Annotated in this window: 10 protein-coding genes and 1 riboswitch; of the genes, 6 read left to right on the forward strand and 4 right to left on the reverse strand. The window is 61.5% G+C overall.

From position 1 onward, the window contains the following. Window positions 1-56: 56 nt before the first annotated feature. The 3 genes from ISP15_RS04550 to ISP15_RS04560 all read right to left on the reverse strand — a co-directional run bounded on the left by ISP15_RS04550 (window position 57) and on the right by ISP15_RS04560 (window position 8,850). Window positions 57-3,215, reverse strand: coding sequence for an efflux RND transporter permease subunit (locus ISP15_RS04550; RefSeq protein ID WP_404545567.1), 3,159 nt, complete (start codon window positions 3,213-3,215; stop codon window positions 57-59). Between the two features lie 219 nt (window positions 3,216-3,434). Then, window positions 3,435-6,608 (reverse strand): efflux RND transporter permease subunit, encoded by a 3,174-nt coding sequence (locus tag ISP15_RS04555; RefSeq protein ID WP_404545569.1) that lies wholly within the window; start codon window positions 6,606-6,608, stop codon window positions 3,435-3,437. Window positions 6,609-6,918: 310 nt separating this feature from the next. Next, on the reverse strand, window positions 6,919-8,850 hold the full coding sequence (locus tag ISP15_RS04560) for a TonB-dependent receptor domain-containing protein (RefSeq protein WP_404545571.1): 1,932 nt from the start codon (window positions 8,848-8,850) through the stop codon (window positions 6,919-6,921). Window positions 8,851-9,000: 150 nt separating this feature from the next. Further along, a riboswitch (cobalamin riboswitch) is annotated at window positions 9,001-9,237 on the reverse strand. Between the two features lie 498 nt (window positions 9,238-9,735). On the opposite strand from ISP15_RS04560, the gene ISP15_RS04565 reads away from it, so the two are divergent. Both ISP15_RS04565 and ISP15_RS04570 read left to right on the forward strand, forming a co-directional pair. Next, on the forward strand, window positions 9,736-10,632 hold the full coding sequence (locus ISP15_RS04565) for a hypothetical protein (RefSeq protein ID WP_404545573.1): 897 nt from the start codon (window positions 9,736-9,738) through the stop codon (window positions 10,630-10,632). A gap of 392 nt (window positions 10,633-11,024) precedes the next feature. Beyond that, window positions 11,025-11,642, forward strand: coding sequence for an HD domain-containing protein (locus tag ISP15_RS04570; protein WP_404545574.1), 618 nt, complete (start codon window positions 11,025-11,027; stop codon window positions 11,640-11,642). 85 nt (window positions 11,643-11,727) lie between these two features. On the opposite strand, the gene ISP15_RS04575 is transcribed toward ISP15_RS04570, so the two are convergent. Then, on the reverse strand, window positions 11,728-12,480 hold the full coding sequence (locus tag ISP15_RS04575) for a GntR family transcriptional regulator (RefSeq protein ID WP_404545576.1): 753 nt from the start codon (window positions 12,478-12,480) through the stop codon (window positions 11,728-11,730). Between the two features lie 190 nt (window positions 12,481-12,670). Between ISP15_RS04575 and zwf the strand changes: the two genes are divergently transcribed. The 4 genes from zwf (at window position 12,671) to eda (ending at window position 17,579) form a co-directional block, all read left to right on the forward strand. Continuing rightward, window positions 12,671-14,158, forward strand: a complete 1,488-nt coding sequence (gene zwf / locus ISP15_RS04580; protein ID WP_404545578.1) for a glucose-6-phosphate dehydrogenase — start codon at window positions 12,671-12,673, stop codon at window positions 14,156-14,158. Beyond that, window positions 14,158-14,853 carry a 6-phosphogluconolactonase gene (gene pgl / locus ISP15_RS04585; RefSeq protein ID WP_404545580.1) on the forward strand — a complete coding sequence of 232 codons (696 nt, stop codon included), beginning with the start codon at window positions 14,158-14,160 and terminating at the stop codon, window positions 14,851-14,853. The genes zwf and pgl overlap by 1 nt, the downstream gene beginning before the upstream one ends. Window positions 14,854-15,085: 232 nt before the next feature. Next, the gene (edd, locus tag ISP15_RS04590) at window positions 15,086-16,897 is read left to right on the forward strand and encodes a phosphogluconate dehydratase (RefSeq protein WP_404545581.1); all 1,812 of its coding nucleotides are present in this window, start codon (window positions 15,086-15,088) and stop codon (window positions 16,895-16,897) included. 22 nt (window positions 16,898-16,919) lie between these two features. Further along, the gene (gene eda, locus ISP15_RS04595; protein WP_404545582.1) at window positions 16,920-17,579 is read left to right on the forward strand and encodes a bifunctional 4-hydroxy-2-oxoglutarate aldolase/2-dehydro-3-deoxy-phosphogluconate aldolase; all 660 of its coding nucleotides are present in this window, start codon (window positions 16,920-16,922) and stop codon (window positions 17,577-17,579) included. Window positions 17,580-17,635 lie beyond the last annotated feature (56 nt).

The raw sequence follows: 17,635 nt of genomic DNA on the forward strand, positions 1-17,635 counted from the left end.
AGCGCCGTGCGCGGCGATAGGGTTGGCGGTGCGCGTTGCATCGTGCGGTACCGCCGTCACGCCATCGTGGCCCGCGCATCCAGCTTGCGCATCCGCTTGCGCTCGCGCCGCGCGGCCTTGCGTTCGCGCCGATCGTGCTGCCACAGGTAGATCGCCGGCGTGCTGAGCAGGGTGAGCAATTGCGATACGAACAGGCCGCCAAGAATCGCGATGCCGAGCGGCTGGCGCATTTCCGAGCCGATGCCGAAGCCGATCGCCAGCGGCAGCGCGGCGCCCATGGCCACCAGGGTGGTCATGGTGATCGGGCGGAAGCGCACCAGCGCCGCTTCACGGATCGCGTCGGGCGGTGCGCGGCCATGCTCGCGCTCGGCGACCAGGGCGAAGTCGACCATCAGGATCGCGTTCTTTTTCACGATGCCGATCAGCATCAGCACCGCGATCACCGACATGGTGGTGAGCTGCGTATGCGTGATCAGCATCGCCAGGAACGCACCCATGCCGGCGGCGGGCAGGGTCGAGAGAATGGTCAATGGATGGATCAGGCTTTCGTAGAGGATGCCAAGCACCACGTACATCGCCAGGATGACGGCGATGAACATGACCGCCGCGTTGCCCGCCGCTTGCATCAGCTTTTTGTTGTCGCCGGTAAATTGCTTGCCGACACCGGGCGGAAGCTGTGCGACGGCCATCGCCTGGTCGATCAACTTCAGGCCTTCGACCTGGCTGGTGCCTTCGGCAAGGTTGTAGTTGATGGCCGCCGATTCAAGCTGGTTGAAGTGCTGCACATCGATCGGCGCGATATACGGCTTGATATGTGCCATGGCCGACAGCGGAACCATCTTGTTACTGCTATTGCGCACATACATGTTCAACAGCGTTTCGGGACTGAGCGACCCGGCGTTGTCAGCGGTCAGGATCACCTGGTACTGGTTGATATCCGAATAGATCAACGACACCGGAGTCTGGCCGAACGCATCGGCGAGCAGCTGGTCGATCTGTCCCATGCCCACTTGCAGGCGTGATGCCGCATTGCGGTCGACCACCAGCATCTGCTGCTTGCCGATGCTGTCGAAGCTGGTGGTGACATCACGGAACGGCTTCATCTTGCGCATCACCTGCGCCAGGCGCAGCGTAGGTTCCTGCAAGGAGCCACCCGCGGTGCTGGTCAGGTTGAAGGCATATTGGCCCTTGGCCTTGGTGCCGCCGCCGCCATCGAAAAAGCCGAGACTGGTCACCGAGACGTCCACGTCGGGAAGTTTCTTGTATTGCCGGTTGAGTCGCGCGATTACCTGGTCCACCGGATCGTGCCGCTGCCCGGGTTGCTTGCCGAGGGGCTTGAGGTCCACGAAGAACGATGCCTGGTTGCCTACCGCGCCATTGGAATTGTTGCCGCCCAGGAAGGTGGCGACATCCAGCACGGCCGGATCGGCGAGCATGGTGCGGTAGACCGCTTGCGCGCGCTGGGCGAGCAGGTCCGGGGAGATATTCGCTTCGGCGGTCATGGTCGCCTGCAGCATGCCGGTGTCGCTCTTGGGCATGACGGCGCCGCCCGCGGTCTTGCCGACCGCCATCGCCAGCACCACGGTGAGCACCAGCAGGATCGGCGGCTGCCAGCGCATGATGCGCCGATGATGCATGGCCCAGTCCAGCGCGCGCTCGTAGATACGCAGCAGCCAGCGGTCGAACCGTTCCACTGCCTGTTCGAGCCGGCCTGGCTGGCGCTCGCCAATCTTTTCCGTGAGCAGGTGGCGGCCGCACAACGCCGGGGTGAGGGTCAGCGACACCAGCGCGGAGATCACGATGGTGGCGATCAGCGTCACCGAGAATTCGCGCATCAGCATCACCAGCGTGTTGTTGCCGAACACCATCGGCGCGAACACCGCAACCAGCGACAGCGTGATCGAAATCACTGTGAAGCCGATCTCGCGCACGCCGACCAGCGAGGCTTGCAGCGGACTGGCGCCCTGTTCCATGTGGCGGAAGATGTTCTCGATCACCACGATCGCGTCGTCCACCACGAAGCCGATGCACAGCACCAGCGCAATCAGCGACAGCGTGTTGAGGGTGAAGCCCAGCGCATACATCAGCACGAAGGCGCCGGCGAGCGAGAGCGGCACGCTGATCATGGCAATCAGCGTAGGACGTGCACGGCGCAAGAACACCAGCATCACCAGCGCCACCATCACGATGCTCAGCAGCAAGGCGATTTCCACCTCGTGCAGGGCGGATTTGGTCGATTGCGTAAGGTCGAAGATCGGGGTGATCTGCACGTCCGCCGGAACCAGCGCGCGCAGCCGTGGAATGGTGTCGCGGATTTGCTGCACCAATTGCACGGCATTGGCTTCAGGACGCTTGTTGACCTGCAGCGTGACGGCGCGAAGATTGTTGAACCAGGCAGCCTGGTAGATATCCTGCTGGCCGTTGCTGACGGTGGCGACATCGGAAAGACGCACCGGTCGGCCTTTTTGGTTGGCGATCACCAATGAACCGAAATCGCTTGCGGTGTGCAGGCCGTCGCTGGCGTCGACGGTCATCTGGGTGACGCCGTCAGTCAGCACGCCTTGCGGCGAGCTGACATTCGCTGCGCGCAAGGCATTGGCGACGTCATTGGCGGTCAGGCCTTTCGCGGTAAGCGCGGCGCTGTTCAGCGATACCCTTATCGCATGCGGCGCGCCACCCTCCAGCTGCACCTGCGCCACGCCGGGAATCTGCGAGATCGCCGGCTTCATCAGCGTATCGGCCAGGTCGTAGAGCTTGTCCGGCGGCATGCTGGTCGAGGTGAGCGAGATCAGCAGGATCGGAATCTGCGAGGTATCGAATTTGAAATATTGCGGTGGCGAGAGCGCCATGGCCGTCGGCAGGTCGGGCGCGGCGGCATTGATCGCGGCCTCCACGTCGCGCGCCGCCTGATCAGCGCTGCGACTGGGATTGAACTGGATCTGGATCTGCGTGCCGCCCTGGTTGGTATCCGAATCCATTTCCTCGATGCCGGGAATGCGCCCCAGCTGGCGCTCCAGTGGCGCGACCACGGTCGATGCCATGGTCTGTGCATCGGCACCGGGAAGCAGCGCGACCACCGCCACGCCCGGAAACTGCATCGATGGGAAAGCAGACAACCCCAGCAAGGCATAGGCGCAGGCGCCGGCAAGCAGCAGCCCCAGCGCGAGCAACGACGTACCGGTCGGGCGGCGGATGATCGGCTCGAAGACATTCATGGCGTCACCGCCACGCCGGCCGGGCGCAAGCGACCGTAGCGAACAGGCCGAACGGGAAACGGAAGGTTTGGAGAGATTGCCATCATACGCAACCTCATACGCCTAACCGTTGCCACAACAATGTGCCTGAAGTCCGGCCGTGCCAGAAGGCATGCCTGAGAAGGCATGCAAGCTTGCTGGTCCGGACCCGGTCGTCCAGCCCGCGTTGGCATCCCTAGTTCATTTAGTGGCGGTGGCTTGCCTGCCGAGTTTGCGCAAGCGTCGCTTTTCGTCGCGACGCGCCTTGCGCGCGGCCTTGCGCAGGCGGCGATCGTATTGCCACAAGTAGATCGCCGGCGTGCTGAGCAGTGTCAGCAGCTGCGATACGAGCAGGCCGCCGACAATGGCAATACCCAGCGGCTGGCGCATTTCCGAACCCACGCCAAAACCCACCGCCAGCGGCAGCGCCGCGCCCATCGCCACCAAGGTCGTCATGGTGATGGGACGAAAGCGCACCAGTGCCGCCTCGCGGATCGCCTCGGGTGGCGAGCGGCCGTGTTCGCGTTGCGCCACCAGCGCGAAGTCGACCATCAGGATCGCGTTTTTTTTCACGATGCCGATCAGCATCAGGATCGCGATGATCACCATCAACGAAAGCGGCGTATGCGTCACCAGCATCGCCAGGAACGCGCCCATGCCGGCGGCGGGCAGGGTGGAAAGAATGGTCAGCGGATGGCCGAGGCTTTCGTACAGGATGCCCAGCACGATATACATCGCGACGATCGAGGCAATCAGCAGCACCCCGCCGTTGGACTGCGCCTGCTGGAATTGCTGGTTGGCGCCGGTGAAATCCAGTCGCACACCGGCCGGCAGGTGCACCTGCTGCGCGGCCTGGTTGATCAGTTCGATGCCATGGTTCTGCGCGACATCGGGGGCGAGGTTGTAGTTGATCGTCGCCACCTGTTGCTGGTCGTGGTGGCGTATGCGCATCGGGCTCATGTCCGGCACGATCGTGGCCAGGGCCGAGAGCGGAACCATGGCGCCCTGGGTGTTGCGCACATAGAGGTTGAGCAGCGCTTCGGCGCTCATCGATTCGGCGCTGGAGGAGGTCAGCACCACGCGATATTGATTGATATCCGAATAGATCACCGAAACCTGGTTCTGGCCGAACGAGTTGAGCAGTACCGAATCGATGTCGCCGATGTTGACGTGCAGGCGGCCGGCGTTGGTACGGTCGATCTGGATTTCCTGCTGCTTGCCGACCAGGTCGAAGTCGCTGCTTACGTCGCGCAACTCCGGGATCGTGCGCAACTTGCGGACCATGCCCAGCGTGATCGGCTGCAGGTCTTCGCCGCCGGTGGTGTCGAGAATCTGGAATTCGTATTGGCCGGCGTTATCGCCCGCGCCACCGCCGCTGAGGAACTGCACCGGACTGATGTACACCTTCACACTGGGCAATACCCCGAACTTCTTGTCCAGCCGTTCCATCACTTTCTTGATGTCTTCGGGGCGTTCGTGCGGACCGCTGCCGCGCGGCTTCAGGTCGGCGAACATGGTGGCGCTATTGCCTACCGCGCCACCGGTCTGGTTGTTGCCAAGCATGGTGAGCACGTCGAGCGTGGCCGGATCGTCCTGCAGGATCTTGTCGACCTGCTGCACGCGCGTGGACAGCAACGTGGGCGAAATATTGGCATCCGCGCGAAGGTTGAGCTGCAACTGCCCGGTATCCTGGTCCGGCATGAACGTACCGCCGGCGGTCTTGACCACGGCCATGCCCAGCAGGACGGTAAGAACCAGCAAGCTCAGCGGTTGCCAGCGCATCAGCCGGCGATGGCGCATGGCCCAGTCCAGCGCGTTTTCGTAATGGCTGTGCAGCCAGCGATCGAAGCGCTGTAGCGCCCGCTCGACGCGCGAGGGCGTGCCGGTGGCGGCGTTATCCAGCTTGAGATAGTGGCCGCACAAAGCCGGCGTCAGGGTCAGCGAAACGATCGCCGAGATCACCACCGCCGCCGCCAAGGTGACCGAGAACTCGCGCAGCAGCATGATCAGCATGTTGTTGCCGAACAGCAGCGGTGCGAACACGGCAATCAACGACAGCGTGATCGAGATGACGGTAAAGCCGATTTCGCCGACGCCGCGCAGCGCCGCGTCCAGCGGCGGTTCGCCGTGTTCCATGTGGCGCACGATGTTCTCGATCACCACGATCGCATCGTCCACCACGAAGCCGATGCACAGTACCAGCGCGACCAGCGACAAGGTGTTGAGGGTGTAGCCCAGCGACCACATCACCACGAAGGCGCCGGCCAGCGACAACGGCACGCTGAGCGCGGCGATCAAGGTGGGGCGCAACTTGCGCAGGAATACCAACATCACGCCCGCCACCATCACGATGCTGATCAGCAGCGCTACTTCCACTTCGTGCAAGGCTGACTTGGTGGTCTGGGTAAGGTCCAGGATCGGCGTGATCTGCACGTCGGCGGGCAGCCACTGGCGCAGTTCGGGCAGCTTGGCGCGGATCGCCTCGGCCGTGGCGACCGCGTTCGCCTCGGGCCGCTTGTTGATCTGCATGCCGACGGCGCGCTGGCCGTTGAACCAGGCCGCCTGGTATTTATCCTGTTCGCCGGCCGTTATCCTGGCCACGTCGGACAGATACACCGGCACGTTCTTTTTGTTGGCGATGACCAGCCTGGCGAAATCGTCCGGCGTATGCAGCGCATCGTTGGCGGTCACCGTCATCTGCGTCTGGCCATCGCTCAGGATGCCTTGTGGCGAGGTGACGTTGGCGGCACGCAGCGCATTGCTGATGTCGTTGGCGGTCAGGCCCTTGGCCGACAGCGCGGCGATGTTGAGATCCACGCGCACCGCATGCGGCGTACCGCCGAATACCTGCACCTGCGCGACCCCGGGAATCTGGGCCACGGCAGGGTTGAGCAAGGTGTCGGTGAGATCGTAGAGCTTGTCCGGCGGAAGGCTGGTCGAGGTCAGCGCTACCAGCATGACCGGAATTTGCGAGGTGTCGAACTTGAAGTACTGCGGCGGGCTGGGCAGCGAGCTTGGCAGGTCCGGCGCGGCGGCGTTGATCGCCGATTGCACATCCTCGGCGATCTTGTCGACATTGCGGCCGAAATCGAAGCGCACCATCACGGTAGCGCTGCCCTGGTTGGCGTTGCCGTACATGTCCTGCACGCCGGGAATGCGTCCCAGATGGCGTTCCAGCGGCGCCATCACTGTGGTCGCCATGGTCTGCGGGCTGGCGCCCGGCTGGCTCACGGACACGAAGACGCCGGGGAAATCCAGCGTGGGCAGCGCGGCGACGCCCAGCATCAGATAAGCGCAGAAGCCGGCGATGGTCAGTCCGATCGCCAGCAACGAGGTGCCGATCGGCCGGCGGATGATCGGTGCGAAGATATTCACGCGGTCACCGATACGCCGAGGTCAGGCCAATGTAAGCCATGTCCGCGCCCATCCAGCGCGGTCCATGGCGCAAACCAAGCGAAGGGCACATTCATGGGCGCCTTTATGCCTTTGGAAGCGATGCCCGTGAATGTGCCTGAAGTCCGCGTGCGCCGGAAGCCTTGGCGACATCGTTTCCTCGATCGCCAATGTTTTTTTTCCCTCTCCTCTCGGGGAGAGGGCACGGGCGAGGGGCACGCTTGCGACGAGCCTGCGTTCGAAGCGTGCCTTTGATCGACCTCTCCCCGGCCACTTCCCGCCAGGCGAACGCTTACGGGCTGTACCGCAAGGTCAGATACCAGGTGCGCCCCAGCTGGTTGTAGTAATAGGCCGTCTCATAGTTGTGATCGAACACGTTCGCCAGCTTGGCTTCCACCTGCCAGCCGGGCGCAAATGCATAGCTGGCGCGCAGGTCGGTGGTGGCGTAGCCGCCCATGCGATACACGTTGGCCGCGTCGTCGTAACGCTTGCCGGAGGCGAAAAAGGTGGCCCCGACGTTGAATTTGCCGAACGCGCGATCGACATCCACGCGCGCGGTGCGTTCGGCCCGCCGCGGCAGGATGTTGCCGTTGTTGGCGGTATCGTCGTCTTCGATCGGCTGCAGCAGGGTCAGGTAGCTCTGCACGCGCCAGTCGTCCAGCTTGAAACCGAACTGGCCTTCGATACCGCGGATGCGCGCGCGGCTGATATTGATCGGAACAAACTCGCTATTGAAGCCGATCAGGTCGGTAATGCGCGTCTGGTAGGCATTGACGCCCCAGTTCCAATCGGTGAGTTGCTGGGTCAGGCCGATTTCCGCGCTGCGCGACGTTTCCGGCTTGAGGTCCGGGTTGGACGTGGGTACGCCGCCTGCGGCAGGGAAATACAGGTCGTCGAAGGTCGGCGCATGGAACGCGCTGCCGTAGCTCACCGACAGCGTCGGTCCCTGTTCGAAGTGATAGCCCCATGCCGCCGCGCCGGTATTGTGATTGCCGAACTGATCGTTGTGGTCATGGCGCGCCGACAGCTGCACTTCGTTCTGGCCGAAGGTGCCCTGGTATTGCGCGAAGGCGCCGGTGTCGCCGCGACTGGTCTGCTCGAAGGCGGTATCGCTGTAGATGTGTTCCTGCTGGTAATCCACGCCCCCGGTCAGCAGCTGGTTGCTGGCCAGCGTGATGTCGTTCTGCCAGGAAGCCTGGTTGCGGCGCGAATCGAAATAGCCGGTGGCGACGCGCGGGTAATACTGGCCGAAATAACTGCCTTGGTAGAACGTGGCGTCGTCATCGCGGCTCTGGCCGGCGTTCAGCGTGACTTTCCACAGCTCCAGCGGCGAAAAACTCAGCCGGGCGCCGGCGACATGCTGCTCTTCCAGCGCGTCATCGCCGCCATAGGGGCTGCCAGCGTACTCGGCATTGCTCTTGCTGCGCAGCCAGTCGAACGCCAGCTCGGTGCCGTCGTCCCAGCGATAACCGAAGTTGGCGAAGCCGTTCCAGTTGCGGTAAGCGTCATTGCGCGGATCGTCGACGAAACACGCCACGCCGGCTTCCGCCGCGCCCATGCGGCAGGCGGGAATGCCGCTGGTGTATTCGCCGCCGAGACTGGCGTTGTACCAAAGGTGCGAATCGCCGCCGGACACGCCGGCTTGTCCATTCACATAGCCATGGCTGCCGCCGGTGACGCTGACCGAAGGCTTGATGCCGCCGTCGGGCTGGCCGTGGCGAAGAAAAATCTGCAACACGCCGCCGAGCGCGTCGGAACCGTACAGGCTGGCGCGCGGGCCGCGCACGAGCTCGATGCGCTCGATCGCCGCCACCGGAATCTGTTCCAGCGCCGGCAACCCGGCGCTCACCGAGCCGATGCGCACGCCGTCGATCAGCACCAGCACATGCGTGGGATTGGTGCCGCGCAAGTACAGCGAGGTCTGCGCGCCGATGCCGCCGGTCTGCGAAATGGATACGCCCGGCAGGCCGGTCAGCAAGTCGGCCACCGATGCAGGCTGCAAGCGGTCGATATCGTCGCGCGTGATGACGGTGACCGAGGTCAGCGTGTCATCGGCAGTGACGGCGGTGCGCGTCGCGGTCACGACCACCGGATCCAGCGTGTCACTTTGACTGGAACTTGCCTGGCCAGCGGAAACGGCCTGGGCCTGCGCAGCCTGCGTGGCCAGACCAAGCAGCAGCGCGGCGGCGAGCGCGCCGCGTCGGAGTGAAGCGTTGTTCGACATAACGGATTCCCCTGCCGCACGTCCCCGCGCGGCACATATGGATGAGCCGGCGCGCACGGATGCTCGGATACGGGAATGGCGGCAGCCAGCAACGGCCGCAACGCGATCTCCGCACCCGCCCACCGCGAGCCGCCAGAACCTTGAAGAGCCTTGCTGGCTCTGTTTCGGGCCGGTCTCCGGACTCGCGAGTGGCATGCATGAAAGACCACGCATGCCGCCGAACGATGCCTTCCCATGCTAAGCGCACAGTGGCGTGTGACCGTTCGTAAAGCGCTCGCTTACCGTTGCGGGGGCAGTGCCGGAATAGTCGTGTGGATACACGGCGCACCGGCTTCCCGTTTCATCCCCAGGACAAAGCCTGAGGACACCCGAAACGCGCGAACTGTAGCGGGCGGAGCCAGCAAGAGCAAATTACCGGCAATAAGTGCCCAGCCTGGTTGTAGATCGATGACAAGTGCGGAATAGGGAAATTCTAATGCCGAGGCTACATCAAAATACCTGTCCTGTTCAGCTTTATGATTTATGTAGCGTGCGCCTAAAAGAAATAATTTGTAGGCGGAACTCCTTAGCTGGATCATCCATTTAGACGAAGCATTGAACGTATTCGCATAATATTCAAGTAAATGAAGCGGTTAATGAATAATACGCGAATAGAATTACGAAGACCAATTGATGGTGCTGATTATATAGCTTGGTGTAGGGTTGATATGACTTTCTATTGCATAACAGGTTTTGCAAATGAAGAATAGATGCGGGCATGGGTTTTCTTTGAACGATAACTTGTCTGCATGGTATCGAGATGGATGAGGTGCTGCTCGAACGCCTGCTTGATTCTAAGGATGCAATCATGCGAGCAGAACTGTTACGCCTTCGTCCCCAAGTCTCATGATGAGTCGGTCGAAATTTGGCGTAAGCGACTACAAACTAGCCCGATTTTTCCTCCTGTCAGCAACTTTTGTATCGATCGGTTTGCTGGTTGCGCGCAAGGTAGGCATGGTGATACCTCAGCCGCTGCTATGGCTGGGTTGGTTTGTGATCGACATCAAGATTTTGCTTACGCTAGCCGAACTAGCGGAATTTCTACGTACTAGAAGGAAGCGAATTCAGTCGACGCGCAAAGGAAAGCCAATAAGGCTAAATCCCTTTTTCTCACTTATGTTCGTTGAAGTGACTATATTTCGCGGCTTTATGGAGTCGTGGAAAAAGCATGCTATGCCGACTGAGGGGTTTGCCTTTCGCAAAGGACCGGAATACAGATCAATGAAGTATGCACTTTGGATTTCGTTCCTGGTAGAGATACCATTCCTTTCCTTTCTCTTTTATATATTGCCAATCTTGGCTTTGTATCGTGTAGCAATAGAAGTTGGAGTGCTTTTTGCTTCAGCTTACATACTTATAGCTTATCGTTCAGACCTGTATGCCGTTAAACATAGTGCGCATCAACTCGATGGCGATCAACTGACCATACATATGGGGCTTCGTGTTAGGGGCGCCGTGCCGCTTGACTGCATTACAGCAATTGCACCTGTGGAAATAGGCAAGTGGCGCTCATTCGCGCGCAAGTTGACGCTTGATGGCATGGTTGTCGCCAAAGTCTCGCCATTGGACAAGCCGAATGTAGTGCTGCATGTAGCGCAAAATTCGGTCGAGCTTGAGTGGATACAAGGAAATACTATGTGGCCTGATTACATAGGTTTGTACGTTGACCATCCCCATCGACTAATTGCTGAGCTGCGCGCAAGCTGCCCACAACTTGATGAAAATCAACTTCCTGCAGCCTGAAACATCATTCGATGACCATGGCATGCATGAAAGCAACCAAAGGCGAGAACTGATCAAGCAATCAATTCACGAAAACTTCGACTCCGGTTCAAGTCTCTACCCTGTCGAAGAAGTATCCATCGGAAAGCCGGTGGCTTTATTGATGTGAGCCGCTCAAAGCGGCTAATTGGGGACGCTAATGCGACCCCGACAATTTGAGTCTAAGATTCATATCTACGTCCAAAACCATTGATGAAATTATTGGACTCATATTGGCCATGATTTTTGGCGGTCCTATCGGGATAGGAACTATAGCTTTCATTTTCCTGCTGGGTCCTTTGATACAGCCGCAGCACAAAGCAATCTCTGCCTGGGCAGAACGAGTTATTTTGTAGCGATAGGAGATGTCGACGATGAAGGAATCCCTGGAAAAGGATGCGGAGATGCTTTTGGAGGTTTTCCATCTCGGAGAAAAGCTCAAGTGCCTCATGCGGCACAGTTGGATGTCGGATGGCCGCCGAGAAAGCGTCGCGGAACATTCCTGGAGGGCATCATTTATGGCGCTTCTCTTGGTTGATTATTTAGATCAACCTGTGGACATTGGTAAATTGCTCGCCATGGTTATAGTCCACGATTTAGTCGAGGCAATATGCGGTGATGTGCCTGCCTTTGATCTTCTAAGTGAAGATAGGCGCGCTTTGAAAGAAAGAGAGGAGCGCGCAGCTATATGCAAAATTGCCAGCATGGTCCCAGTGAAGTCAGGCGAGAAAATCAGGGCGCTTTGGGAGGAGTTCGAGTCAGCTGTCACCTATGAGGCCAAAGTTGCCATGGCCATCGATAAGCTTGAGGCGCAAATTCAGCATAATGAGGCCGATTTAAGCACGTGGACAGAAATCGAAAAGGAAATGGTTTTTCGCCTGGGTCGCTATACGAATTTTGATTCGTTTATGGACAATTTTCGAAAGCTTATAGAAAAAGAAGGTGCAGAGAAAATAGCACCCAATAAGGATCATCTGTCGAATAGTCCTTGAAGGACAACTCGACGTTGCCAACGTATGGCAATCGTATTGCTCAATAATATTTTGGATATCGACCAATTAAATAAATGATGGAAGCTCAATCGGTCTGCAATTCCGCCACGAAATCGTAGATATCCCCGCGATACCACGAGGTGGTGAACTCCACCACGCGGCCGTCTTCCAGAAAGCCGCGGCGTTCGATGTGCAGGCCCGCGCTGCCGGCGCTTACGTGCAGCAGGCGGGCCTGGCGCGCCGCCAGCAGCACCGCGCGCAGGCGCTGCAAGGCGCGGATCGGGCGGCAGTTGTATTTTTCCAGCGCTTCGTAGAGCGAGTCATGCACTTCATGCGGGTCGGGCAGCACGCTGCTGGGTACTACGGTGCGTTCGATCGCCAGCGGCTCGTCTTCGGCGTAGCGCACGCGATGCAGGCGTGCTACCAGCACGCCGGGGGAAAGGTTCAGCGCCATCGATTCTTCCGGCGTCACCTCGCCCACGCTGCGCTCGAAGAATTCGGAGCGCGGGTGCAGGCCGCGGGCGCGCAAGTCTTCGGTGAAGCTGGTCAGCCGCGACATCGGCTTGATGATGCGTTCGGCCACGAACGTGCCGGCGCCGTGGCGCTGGGTCAGCAGGCCTTCCTCGACCAGGCCGGAAATCGCCTTGCGTACCGTCACGCGGGACAGACCCAGCGCCTGCGATAAATCGCGTTCGCTGGGTAGCGTCTGGCCCGGTTCGATATCCCGGTGCTGGATCACATTGCGAATGGCCCGGCGCAGCCGCAGGTAAGCCAGCGGCTGGTGGGTGGTCGTATCGCGGCTGAGGCGCCGGTATTCGTCGGCCAGGGCGTTTTGCATAAGTCGACGCACAATACCAATGCCGAACCACTGGTACAACCAGGATTTTCGTACTGCCCAGTGCGCTTAGGAAAAAATTGCATACGATTGCAATGCACAAAATACTGGTATTGCCTGGTATGTCATTGGTACGATCCAGGCTCCCCGGCGGCCGCACCCCCGTGGCCGCCCGCATCCGTAGAGGTGAGTTGTGACTGCACCTGCCCAACCGGTCGATCTGTTTGACCTGGTGATTTTCGGCGGCACCGGCGACCTGGCCGTGCGCAAATTGCTCCCTGCCCTGTTCCACCGCTTTGTCGACGGCCAGATCCAGCCCGGCAGCCGCATCGTCGGGGTAGCCCGCGAAGCGCTGGACGACGAGGGTTACCGCGGGCAGATCCGCGCCGCGTTGAACGGCGCGGCCAAGTCGCAATCGAGCAAGCTGGGCGAATTCCTCAAGCTGGTCCATTACCGGCCACTGGATGCGCGCAAGGACGATGGCTGGGACGACTTCGGCAAGCTGATCAACGAGCAGCCCGACCACGTGCGCGTGTTCTATCTGTCGACCTCGCCCGAACTGTTCGTCGACATCTGCCAGCGCCTGGGCCACTACGGACTCAACCGGGGCCAGTCGCGCGTGGTGCTGGAAAAACCGATCGGCCATGACCTCGCCAGCGCCAACCGCATCAATGACGATGTCGGCGCGGTTTTCGCCGAGTCGCAGACATTCCGCATCGACCATTACCTGGGCAAGGAAACCGTGCAGAACCTGCTGGCGCTGCGCTTCGGCAATGCGCTGTTCGAGCCATTGTGGAACGCGGGGCATATCGATCACGTGCAGATCACCGTGGCCGAAACGCTGGGCGTCGGACGCCGCGGCCCGTATTACGACCATGCCGGCGCGCTGCGCGACATGGTGCAGAACCATATGCTGCAACTGCTGTGCATGGTGGCGATGGAGCCGCCTTCGTCGTTGTCGCCCGATGCGGTGCGCGACGAAAAACTCAAAGTGCTGCATGCGCTCAAGCCGATCAACGACAGCAATGCCGCGCAGCTCACCGTGCGCGGGCAATATCGCGCCGGCGCCGCGGAAGGCCAGAGCGTGCCCGGCTACATCGAAGACCTCAATGCCGATAGCAAATCGAAGGTCGACAAATCGAACACGGAAACCTTCGTCGCCCTGAAAGCCGAGATCGGCAACTGGCGCTGGGCCGGCGTTCCGTTCTACCTGCGCACCGGCAAGCGTCTGGCCGAGCGCGTCTCGGAAATCGTGGTGGCGTTCAAGCCGGTGCCGTATTCCATCTTCACCGACTCGGCCGGTCCGCTGGCGCAAAACCGCCTGGTGATGCGATTGCAGCCGGACGAGGGCGTCAAATTGTGGCTCACCATCAAGCATCCGGGCCCGGGTGGCCTGCGCCTGCGCCACGTACCGCTGGATATGAGCTTCGCCGAAGCCTTCGGCGTGCAGCAGCCGGATGCCTACGAGCGCCTGCTGCTCGATGTGGTGCGCGGCAATCCCACTTTGTTCATGCGCCGCGATGAAGTCGAGGCCGCCTGGCGCTGGGCCGATCCGATCCTGGCAGCCTGGGCCGGCGGCGGCGAGGCACCGCGTCCGTACACCTCCGGCACCTGGGGTCCGAGCGCTGCCGTGGCGCTGATCGAGCGCGACGGCCGCACCTGGGACGAGGATTACGAATAGTGTCCGCCCAACAGAAGCTCCACGTGTTCGAAGACGGCTCGACGCTGGCCATGGCGCTGGCGTCAAGCATTGCCGGCAAGTTGCGCGACGCGATTGCCCTGCATGGCGAAGCGGTGATCGCGGTATCGGGCGGTAGTACGCCCAAGCGCCTGTTCGAAAAGCTGTCCAATGAAATACTGGATTGGTCGCGCGTCACCGTTACCTTGGTCGACGAGCGCTGGGTGCCCGACAGCGACGAGCGTTCCAACGCGCGGCTGGTGGAATCGTTGCTGTTGCAACGTGGGGCGGCAGATGCGGATTTCGTCCCGCTGTACGTGGAAGCCGCCACGCCAGAAGCGGGCATCGGCGAAGTGCGCACGCGCCTGGCCGCGTTGAAGCAGCCGTTCGACGTGGTCGTGCTCGGCATGGGACCGGATGGGCACACCGCTTCGTTTTTCCCCGGCGGCGATCGTCTCGGCGAAGCCCTCGATACGTCCAATACCGCGTTGGTGCTGCCGATGCGCGCGCCAGGCGCGGGCGAGCCGCGCATCACCTTTACGCTGCCGGTGCTGTTGAAGGCGCGCGCGCTCTATCTGCACATCCAGGGCGAGGACAAGCGCGAGGTGCTGGATCAGGCGGAACAGGCGAACAGTCAGCTGCCGATCGCCAGCGTGCTGCGCGATGCGCCGCAGCTGGATATCTACTGGTGTCCTTGAAGAAGCATCGCTTGCCCTATTCCGCCAGTGGACAACGTGTCTAGCATCGTTCGCGACAATCGGTCTTACCCGCCCTTTTCCCCGCGAAAAAGAGGGTGCTCCGGCGGCAGCGAAGCGAACACCTGTGGCTTCACTGCCGCAAGCGTGACGTCCCGGCAAGACCGGACATCGCCCGCACACCTTTTACGTTCGCAAAAGAACCAACGCCGGATGCGCCCGGCTGGAGTATGAAATGAGTTTGCATCCCGTCGTCGCCGAAGTGACCGAACGCCTGCGCGAGCGCAGCCGTGACACGCGCGCGGCCTATCTCGATCGCATCCATGACGCCGTCATCGAAGGCACGCATCGCGCGCGCCTTTCCTGCGGCAATCTCGCGCATGGCTTCGCCGCGTGCGGCACGCAGGACAAGGCCGCCTTGCGCGAAGGCCACACGCCCAATCTCGGCATCGTCACCGCGTACAACGACATGCTCTCGGCGCACCAGCCGTATGAGCGGTATCCGGCGCTTATCCGCGAAGTGGCGCGCCAGGCCGGTTTTACCGCCCAGGTGGCCGGTGGCGTGCCGGCCATGTGCGATGGCGTGACGCAGGGTCGTTCGGGCATGGAGCTGTCGTTGTTCTCGCGCGACTTGATCGCGATGGCGACGGCGGTCGCGCTTTCGCACGATATGTTCGACGGTGCGTTGTACCTGGGCATTTGCGACAAGATCGTGCCCGGCCTGCTGATCGGCGCCTTGAGCTTTGGCCATCTGCCGGGTGTGTTCGTGCCCAGCGGCCCGATGCCCAGCGGCATCAGCAATGAGCAAAAATCCAAAGTGCGCCAGGCCTATGCGGAAGGCAAGGTCGGCCGCGCGCAATTGCTCGAAGCGGAAGCGGCCTCCTATCACTCGGCCGGCACCTGCACCTTTTACGGCACCGCCAACTCCAACCAGATGCTGATGGAGATCATGGGCCTGCATCTGCCCGGCGCCAGTTTCGTCGCGCCCGATACGCCGCTGCGCGATGCGCTGACCGCCGCAGCCGTGCGTCGTTGCGCGGCGCTCGGTAAGACTGGCGAGAACCTGCCGATCGGCCAGATCGTCGATGAGCGCGCCATCGTCAACGGCGTGATCGGCCTGCATGCGACCGGTGGTTCCACCAACCATTTGCTGCACCTGGTTGCCATCGCGCAGGCCGCCGGCATCGCCCTGCGTTGGGAAGACTTCGATGCCTTGTCGTCGGTCGTGCCGCTGCTGGCGCGCGTGTATCCGAACGGCTATGCCGATGTGAATCAGTTCCACGACGCTGGCGGCATGGCGTTCCTGATCGACCAGTTGCTGAGTGCGGGCCTGCTCCACGGTGACGCGCGCACGATCGCCGGCACCGATCTTTCCGGTTATGCCAGCTTGCCGGCGCTGGACGAATCCGGACGGCTGAGCTGGACGCCGGTGCCGAAGGAGAGCGGCAATCGCGGCGTACTCCGTGGCGCGAGCGAGCCGTTCCGCGCCGATGGCGGTTTGCGCATGCTGCATGGCAATCTCGGTCGCGCGGTGATCAAGGTATCCGCGGTACCGGATGATCGGCTGGTGATCGAAGCGCCGGCCGTAGTGTTCCATGACCAGGACGAGATCAAGCGCGCGTTCGATCGTGGCGAACTCAATCATGATTTCATCGCCGTGGTGCGTTTCCAGGGGCCGCGTGCCATCGGCATGCCGGAACTGCACAAGCTCACGCCGACGCTGGCCGTGCTGCAGGATCGCGGCCATCGCATCGCGCTCGTGACCGATGGACGGATGTCCGGGGCGAGCGGTCGTGTACCCGCGGCCATCCATGTCACGCCGGAAGCGGACGATGGCGGCCCTATCGCGAAAATCCGCGATGGCGACATCATCCGTCTGGACGCGGTGCAGGGCCGCCTCGAAGTGCTGGTCGAAGCCGCCGAATTCGCCGCGCGCGCGCCGGTGGTCGAAGATTTGTCCCGCCACCAGCACGGCATGGGCCGCGAATTATTCGGCATGTTCCGCCGCAATGCCGTAGCCGCCGATCTCGGCGCCGGCGTGCTGTGACCACCCTATTCCAGGACCGCTCATGAATATCGAAGCAAAGCAGCTACAGGTTGATGCCACCATGCGGCTTGCGCCGGTCATCCCAGTGGTGATCATCGATGACGCCAAGCATGCCGTGTCGATGGCGCGGGCCTTGGTGGCGGGCGGTATTCCCGCGATCGAAGTGACCTTGCGCACGCCTGCTGCGCTCGACGCGATCCGCGCGATCGCCGCGGAAGTGGAGGGCGCGGTCGTGGGTGTCGGCACCGTGCTCACCGCGAACGATCTGCAGGCGGCCGAAAAGGCCGGCGCGCGTTTCGCCGTGTCACCCGGAGTCTCGCCCAGGCTGCTGGCCGCCGCCGATGACAGCGCCCTGCCCTTGCTGCCCGGTGTGGCGACTGCCAGTGAAGCGATGGCGATGCTGGAGCGTGGTTATCGCCACCTGAAGTTCTTTCCTGCGGTGCCGGCGGGCGGTACGAAATTGCTGGCTGCCTGGGCCAGCCCGCTGCCACAGCTGCGCTTTTGTCCCACCGGAGGCATTGCTTTGGACAGCGCGCCGGACTTTCTTGCCTTGCCCAACGTACTGTGTGTCGGCGGTTCGTGGTTGACGCCGAGCGACAAATTCAAGAGCGGCGATTGGCACGGCGTCGAACAACTGGCGCGCGAAGCCGCTCTGTTGAAAGGCGCCATAAGCCAGAAGTGAGACGCTGCCATAGCAAAGCGCTGCGCTTGCTGTGACTTCTGGGCGGTGAAAACTTT

Origin of the sequence: Dyella jejuensis, from assembly GCF_044904675.1 — a bacterium.
GTDB lineage: Bacteria > Pseudomonadota > Gammaproteobacteria > Xanthomonadales > Rhodanobacteraceae > Dyella_B > Dyella_B jejuensis.